This window comes from uncultured Campylobacter sp., assembly GCF_937997465.1.
Taxonomy (GTDB): domain Bacteria; phylum Campylobacterota; class Campylobacteria; order Campylobacterales; family Campylobacteraceae; genus Campylobacter_A.
Genome location: NZ_CALKTQ010000114.1, coordinates 1 through 2,973, shown reverse-complemented (window position 1 = coordinate 2,973; position 2,973 = coordinate 1). Strand labels below are relative to the sequence as shown.

Genomic DNA, 2,973 nt, shown 5'->3' with positions numbered 1-2,973 from the left:
TTTGTCGTATCTAAATTTTGCCTTGCGTCGGCGTTTGCAGACTCGCTTGCGTCTTGCTCAAAGAGCGTGCCGCTATCGTCATAGTCCGCCGCCTCGCCAAACATCTCGCTCACATCGTCCAGATCAAACGGCGACTCGCCAAAGGTAGCCGTTTGCGGCGCGCTATTTTGGTTAAATTTAGTTGTGCCGATTGGCTTTTGCTCAGTTTTTGCAGAGTTTTGACTCTCTAGCCGCCTTAGTTCGTCGTCCAAAAACGACAGATCTGCCCCCGCAGACATTCCATCGTCAGTCTTAAATTTTAGCGAATACGCCTCATGAAAATCGTGCGTGTCGTCGCGCATGCTCTCAAAATCAGGCGCAAATTTAGGCTCGGCGGGTTGATTTAAATCCGTCTGCATTTGCGAGTTTTGCGTCAAATTTGCCGCGTTTTCGTTTAAATTTAAGGGCTCGGTTTCGCCCATAGGCGAGCCGCTATTGGTTTGCGCGCTCGGAGCCGCGTCATTTATATCCGTTTGCGTTTGCGGCGTCAAATTTTGCGTTTGCTTACCCTGCTCGCTGCTTTCGAATTTGGCGTCTAAATTTTGCTCCGATGGCGTAGCCGTCCTCTCCTCGCTACCGCCTGCAAACAAATTTCCGGTCAAATTTGAGGGCTCTTGCGCTTGGTCGTTTTGGCTTAAATTTTCCAGTGCGATGTCCGCGTCAAATTTGCCGCTCTCACGACTTGAAACAATTTTGGCGTCATCAGATTTTGCTGCACCGCCGCGCTCGTCATCCAAATTTGCCGCGCCCTTTTGATCTTGCGCCCCTATTTCTGGGCTTTGCCTGGGAGTTATCTTTATCTTTGCGCTCTCGCCAAAAAGACTACGCAAGATCTGCAAAATTACTTTCGATCCATCGCGAAGCCGCTTCTGATCCTCGCCCGCCGCGCTTGAGGCTAGGCTCATGCAGCCGTCCGAAAACTCCAAAAACTCTATGCAGTTTTTAAAACACTCGCCAAGATCAAAGCTGCGGTCGTAAATTTTGGCCAAAAACGCCTCGTAAGCGGGATTTGGAGTTTTCGCGGTGTGGGTTTGGCTACCCGGCTCCTGCGGCGTCTGGGTACTCAAATTTGCCGAGCCATCCAAAGCCTGTACGTTAAAATTTCGCCCATGAGCCGCACCGTTTTGCGCAGCAGGCTTAACCGCATTTGCACCTGTCAAATTTGATCCGTCCGCAGAGGCTGAAATTTGACCCGTCTGCGTAGGAGCCGTAAATTTAGTCGCTTCGCCTCGTCCGCTCGTGAAATTTGAAGCCGCACGAGCCTGCGAATCCACAAATTTTTCCCTCGCATCCACGGCTATCATCTCGTCGATCGATTTTAGATTTATCGCCTCGATCATCATAAAAAGCATCACGCCAAGCACGAATCCGCCGTCACTGCTGACGCTTAGCATCGAGCGCGCCTGCGAGAGGATCCTAAAAAATCTCTCATACAAAAGCAGCGAGTATTTCGGGCTTTGCGCGAGGAAATTTGCTTTTAGATTTGCCGTTATCTCATCTATCACCATCTCGGCATCATAGCTCTCCAGCTGCGCTACCGCCGCGCTTACGGCTGATTTATCGCCGCTCATAACGAACGCCAAAATCTCCTCTATGCGCTGCGGATCAAGCAGTCCCAGCATCTGCGCGACGGCGCTTTGCGTTAGCTCGCCCTTGGCGTAGATGATGGCCTGATCTAGCAGCGTGAGAGTGTCGCGCAGCGAGCCCGCGCCGCTACGAGCGAGGATCTCGAGAGCCTCTTTTTCGTGCGGGACGTTTTCGCGGTTTAGGATAAAGTCAAGATGCGCGACGACGTCCGGGCGCGAGATCTGGCGAAATCTAAAATGCTGCGTGCGCGATAGCACCGTAGCCGGGAGCTTGAGCGGATCGGTCGTGGCTAGGATAAATTTGACGTAGGGCGGCGGCTCCTCGAGCGTCTTTAGCAGCGCGTTAAACGCAGGCGTGGAGAGCATGTGCACCTCGTCGATGATAAAAATCTTAAAGCGCGCGATCGCCGGAGCGTATTTGGTCTGCTCGATGAGCCCCTTTATATCGTCAATACCGCGGTGGCTGGCCGCGTCCATCTCGATGATATCGATGTGGCGACCTTCGTTTGCAGCGATACAGTTGGCGCACTGCTCGCAGGGCCGGCTTGTCGGGCCGCGATCGCAAACAAGCGCCTTCGAAAATATCCTCGCGCTTGATGTCTTGCCGCTACCGCGAAGTCCCGAAAAAAGGTAGGCGTGGGTTAGGCGGTTCTCGTCCAGAGCGTGCGTGAGGCTGGTGCTGACGGCCTCCTGGCCTACGAGCTCGCTAAAATTTCGCGGTCTATATCTAAGCGCTAATGCTTGCAACACGGATTTTTCCTTAAATTTAAGATGAGATATTCTACTTTTTTTTGGATAAAAATTTAATATATTACGGCTCGGCGCGTCGCAAAACGAGTCGGCGGGCGGGACAAATTTAGGCTAGCAAATTTGCCTGTAAACGCGAATTTATCGCATAGGACTCTAGACGAGCAAGAGCGAAAATCGGGCCAGCAAATTTAACGCTCGCGCTTTTTAACTCTCGCTGAACGGCGACAAATTTGAAGCCAAATCGCACTGCACAAATTCCGCCAAATTTAGCTGCGTCGATTTTGGTAATTTGGCTAAATTTGCTATAATCGCGCGGAAATGAAATTCAAAAAAGGGAGAAAATGAGAAAAGTTGTATTGAGCGCGCTTGTTTTGATGTTTGCGCTTTTAGCTACGGGCTGCGAGAGGAACGACTATCAGCACCCGATGTACCGCTCTACTAAAAATAAATAACCTAAATTTGGCGGTTTATCCGCCCCCTTAAAATCTCAAATTTATATCGTTGCCGCTTTATAAAATTTGACGCTTGCGCGCCGCATTTTAAAATTTAACATCCTCAAAAAGTTCTTTTATTTCTTAAGGTATGGATACGGATAAAA

General features: G+C 50.5%; 1 protein-coding gene. It reads right to left on the bottom strand.

The features are described from left to right. Positions 1-2,375 (bottom strand): DNA polymerase III subunit gamma/tau (locus tag Q0546_RS03455; RefSeq protein WP_366519249.1); only part of this gene is annotated, 2,375 nt, incomplete at its 3' end. Between the last annotated feature and the right edge of the window lie 598 nt (positions 2,376-2,973).